This is a genomic window from Clostridium sp. DJ247 (genome assembly GCF_014231265.1).
On record NZ_JABAIW010000106.1, the window covers coordinates 1 to 4,835 of the forward strand.

The 4,835-nt window shown below is 32.9% G+C and carries 6 protein-coding genes and 2 pseudogenes; all 8 read right to left on the minus strand.

Annotated elements, in window-relative coordinates; all coding sequences use genetic code 11:
* A pseudogene (locus tag HGI79_RS21950) lies at positions 1 to 1,022 on the minus strand (late control protein D); the annotation flags it as partial.
* A 260-nt stretch (positions 1,023 to 1,282) separates the two neighbouring features.
* Entirely contained in the window at positions 1,283 to 1,747 is a 465-nt protein-coding gene (locus HGI79_RS21955; protein ID WP_185652804.1) for an Imm30 family immunity protein, read from the minus strand.
* Between the two features lie 163 nt (positions 1,748 to 1,910).
* Positions 1,911 to 2,036, minus strand: a complete 126-nt coding sequence (locus HGI79_RS23430; RefSeq protein ID WP_278046747.1) for a hypothetical protein — start codon at positions 2,034 to 2,036, stop codon at positions 1,911 to 1,913.
* Between the two features lie 25 nt (positions 2,037 to 2,061).
* Positions 2,062 to 2,244 carry a hypothetical protein gene (locus tag HGI79_RS21960; RefSeq protein WP_185652805.1) on the minus strand — a complete coding sequence of 61 codons (183 nt, stop codon included), beginning with the start codon at positions 2,242 to 2,244 and terminating at the stop codon, positions 2,062 to 2,064.
* A gap of 29 nt (positions 2,245 to 2,273) precedes the next feature.
* Positions 2,274 to 2,432 (minus strand): hypothetical protein, encoded by a 159-nt coding sequence (locus tag HGI79_RS23055; protein ID WP_241428307.1) that lies wholly within the window; start codon positions 2,430 to 2,432, stop codon positions 2,274 to 2,276.
* Between the two features lie 39 nt (positions 2,433 to 2,471).
* Positions 2,472 to 3,062: pseudogene (locus HGI79_RS23590) on the minus strand (RHS repeat-associated core domain-containing protein); the annotation flags it as partial.
* A gap of 322 nt (positions 3,063 to 3,384) precedes the next feature.
* Complete coding sequence (locus HGI79_RS21975) at positions 3,385 to 3,957, minus strand: SMI1/KNR4 family protein (RefSeq protein WP_185652806.1); 573 nt, start codon at positions 3,955 to 3,957, stop codon at positions 3,385 to 3,387.
* 14 nt (positions 3,958 to 3,971) lie between these two features.
* Positions 3,972 to 4,835, minus strand: an 864-nt coding sequence (locus HGI79_RS21980) for an RHS repeat-associated core domain-containing protein (RefSeq protein WP_241428308.1), incomplete at its 5' end; no start/stop codon positions are given.

Below are 4,835 nucleotides of genomic sequence, written 5' to 3' on the forward strand. Positions count from 1 at the left end.
ACAACCGCTACTGCTGCAACTGCACATACCAACAGTTTTCCCCAACTAAACCCAGGTTTTTTTGCAGGTTGAGGTGGTGGTGGTGGTGTACCTTGTTTTGGCTCATCATCAAAAGGTGGATATGTTGTTCTATCCGATCCATCTGCTATTACATCAGATCCTAAAAAGTGATATTCACTTTCTATAGAAAAGCCCTTTAATGCACTACTTTTCTTAGCAAGAAGCTGGCTTTGTGCACTGATTACTATTCGCTTTGGTGTATAAAGGCATATGTCATCATCTGCATTAAGCTTTAACTTTTTATGGCTCTTTAATGTAACACCTAAAGCATCATCTATACTAAGCTTTAAAGGTTCTTTACATCCGCCTACTATATTTATTGCACCTGGAGTAATCTCCAACTCACTTCCATGTTCTGTTCCAAAATAGCGGTTATCTGGGTTTCCTGTCTTTTGGCAGCTGCCTCCATTTTTACGTATACAGCCTAAAGCCGTTGCATTATCTCCTGTTTCATCTGGAAAATAAAGTCTTGCATAGGTGCCTGTTTTAGGCATACAGTACATTACATTTCCTGTAGGTGGTGCAAAGGGAAACCAATATGCCTTTGACTTAGACTGTTCTGTATCTACATTAAGATGAAGTTTTACAAGCTCACCCTGCACATCTATGACTTTTCCTTCAAGGGATGCACCATTAAGTTTAGTGTTATATATTTTATTCTGATAAATACCCTTAAGTCTTGATAAGCGATATTTATATTTTAGAAGTCCTTTGTCTATATAAGCTGTTATTTCACTTACATACAGTTTCTTATTTTTAAAACATATCTCATCCCCAACAGCATACTGGTCTCCACTTTCTATTTCATAATAAAAGAAATCAGTATCATGAAAGCCAGCATCACAGCCTCCTGCCCTTTTAAAAGCTAATAAATCTTTACCTGCTGTATAGGGTATATTATCTTCTATGGTATAATTTTTTCCCTTGGGCAGTCCAAAATAAAACCTTGGATCCTTTTCCATTATATCACATACTACTACTGAATTAAATTGACTTGCAAGACGTTTTATAAATTCCCAATCTGTTTCTTTATATTGAATAATCTTTTATAGTTTGTTTAATTAGTTTTGGATAGTCCATATTTTTGAGGATAACAGGAAGGCTAGCACAGGAATCTTTCTTCCCATGCCAGCCTTTCATTTTGCCTTTGACTTCTAAATTCTATTTAACTTCTTATTAAGTTTCTATGGTCATACTTGCGAAGGAAGCACGATTAACATTGTTAACATAGTTCTTCCAATATTTTATCAACTTTATTTGAATATTCACTAGGTTGTTGTTTTTTTATTTGATTTAATATATCAACTATTACTTTCCTAGCTGCCTCATCTACTTCTTTAATTGCGTTTATGTAGAAATTGATGTAAGGTTCAGAATTTAAAATAAGTTTATGCATCCTAATAGCCCACTCCTTACCTTGAGGTAACATTCTTGGCGTGCCCTTAGCAATTTCAACCATTCCACTTTCTAAACCACATCTGTTAGCAATGTTAAGAATCATTTCATTAAAGTTACCTATTAGGGGATCATATGACATGTTATCATTAAAGACTGAACATAAGTTAGTAATTATTGAATTATCGGCATTATCCCATAAATACTCATAAATCTCTATAAATGCTTCAGCATCTCCATATTCTTCTGCTGTTATTTCGCGCAATTCAAAAATTTCTTTTTCAAAAGACATAACTATTCCTCCCCATTATACTTTTCAATTCTACAATTATGTATATTTTTATATATCTTATCAACCTTAATATATATTTTCATTTTTACAAAATACTTTTACATTTACCTTCTATTTACCATTTTTATCTAGTATAGGTCTTCGTTCTTTGTCTACTGCTTCTTTAGATGCATAGTCCCCTGTATTTTTTTGCTTCATCTGTAGTTACTATGTGAGCATATTTTTTATAAGCATCTATATATTCTCTTAGTGCTTTTTTAGCCTTATCATCATATACTCCATCCTTCATTAAAATACGTCTAGCGTCCATAACGTTAAATGCTAATGCATCTCTTGGTTTTTAAAGCATTATAAATCTCATTATCTCTCTTTCTACTTATTGGACTTATCTTAAAAGTAAATGTCCTCGCATGTCTACCTCCTGTGCTAGGTTTAATATTATGCTCTAGATTCATAGCCAAGCTCTGTTTCATAGGTATTCCAAACTTTCCCTTCATGTAAGAATTAGCCGGCATATGATGTCCTGTTAAGTCGTCGAATGCTTCGCCTGGTATCTCCCAAATTTACCAAAGGTCAATTCATTTGGAAGATGTTTGTTTGATTTAGTAGGATATTTTGCATCCATTGTTCTAGCATATTCCTTATACCTTTCAGCAAGTTCAGCCTTAATTTCATTATAAGACATCTCACTTATAGGTTTTTCGCCTGCATATCCACTAGGGTCAACATAGTTAACTGAATTATTACCTACATAAGCATAAAGGTTAAGTCCGTCTCCTCTGTAGACATCCTCCTGCGTAAATCTACCTACAACAGGATTATAGAACCTAGCTCTTAGATAATACTGGTTAGTTATTGAGTCATACTGCTCTCCTGAATACCTGAACCTATTATGAACTTGTTTTCTAGCTTCAACTGTATTTCCGAAGGAATCATAACTATAGCTATTTACTATGTTACCAGATACATCAGCTAATCCAACAACATCACCATGATAGTTGTTTAAATAATAGTAGCTATTATCTTTACTATCTACTTGAGATACTAATTCAATACCTCTTACGCTTGCTGCCTTTAGTCTGTCTTCTCCATCAAGTTCTGTTACTACGCTGCCTCTATTAAATACAAACTTACTTACTACACCATTTTCATCTATTTCACTTCTTAATCCTTCTGAATCATAGAAGTTTTTGATGTAGCTGCCATCTTGTTTTTGAACACTAGTAGTACGATTAAAACAATCGTAGGTGTATTTTGTAGTTCCCTGTTTGTTTTTCTCTGCAGTGATATTTCCTTGAGGATTACATTGGTAGATAGATGAATCTTATATGTTTAATTTTGCTTATAATCTTATCTATAAACTCTCTATAAACTACTTCTTTACTGGCTACCGCCTGCCTTTTTATCAAAAGGGTTTCAAAGTAAAATAAACTGCAAATTAGTCTTTAATTTTTAAACTAATTTGCAGTTTAGATTGCTGTTAACTTACCCTAATGATGTAACTTAATAATTAAAATATCCCAAGAGGCTTTACTAATGAAATGAGTTTGCTATCAACTAAACTTAAAAGTTATACTGTTAACGTAATTATACTTTTAAAGTTAACTTTTTGTTTTTCACATCTAACAATAATAAAATTACTCTAACCAATAGCTAACACCATTATTAAGTTTAGCACCAATCTCCCCCTCCTTAATAATATCATAATCTAAGTATCCATCATCATCTAAGTAATAAACATTTTCTTTATAAAATTCACATATTGTTTCTAAAAACTTTTCAACTGATTTATGCATTAAAACTACCTCACAGTCATCATGAAATAAGTTAACAATAATCTCATCCCCATTAACAGTTCTTAAATAGCAGATAAAATCACTAGAATAATTTGCAAGTAGTGGAATAATTATTTCGTTATCAATCCCATTAGAACTTGCTATCATTTTATCTAAACTTTTCTTTTCATCTAATAATTCATCAATATGAATCAACCTATATCCTGGAATAAAATCCATTAACTTTTGATTCTTTATATCCCTTCTAGTTCCAGAAACATTATCATAAATTACTTGATATAATCGTGGAATATTAGAATCCACCATGGATACTATATATTTCCAATTGTCTTTTTTCTCAGCTAAACTTGCAGGATAACTAGGTCTTAATTGAGCTGAGAAAGCAAGATAGTCTTTAAACAAATTCATTAACATTAATCACATCCTCCTTAGTCCGTTATTTTAACATCATATAAATCCCCTTCTTTTATATTATACTTTCTATAAAACTGACCCAAATCTCTACCAACTGCTTGGTTCTCTGCACTTGGTACAGGTTCAACATGTGCACCTTCGCCTCCTTGTTTTGTAGATGCATATGGGAATTCATCATAATCAAATCCTTTTGGTGGTGGTCCTTGATTTTTCCTTATCTCCTTTTGTGAATTATAGCGATTCTTATTAGCAGCACGAGTGCCACTTCCTCTTTCCAGATTATTTAGTGTATGACCGTCCTTTTGCGCATTTTCAAGCATTTTTACATGATTAGGATATGTCGCTCTAGACACCTCAAAAGCTGGCTTTTTAACATTACTCGTTCCATCAGTCAACAAATTTCTTGTTTCTTTAGTATTCCACTTAACCTTTCTAGCACCATAGTCTTTTCTAAAGTATTCATTCCATTCAGAACCTGAGAACAACTGCTTTTTAGGATCACCTGCACTTCTAATATCCAACTTGAACCCATTAGCTATATTTTCTCTAAGCTTATCTAATTTTTTCTGAGCTCTCGTATATGATTTTTCATTAGAGCCTTTTTTGTCATAGACTTTTTCTCGCTGAAGTCTCATATATTCCTTGTACTCTTGCTTATTCATTTGCCTATCATAGATTTTCTTTTCACATTGAGTGGCATATCCAGTAGGATCAAAATAGTTAACTGGATTATTAGCTACATAAGCATATAGATTAAGTCCATCACCTCTGTAAACATCTTCCTGTGTAAATCTACCTATCACAGGATTATAGAACCTAGCTCTCAGATAATATTGGTTAGTTATTGGATCATACTGCTCTCCTGAATACCTGAACCT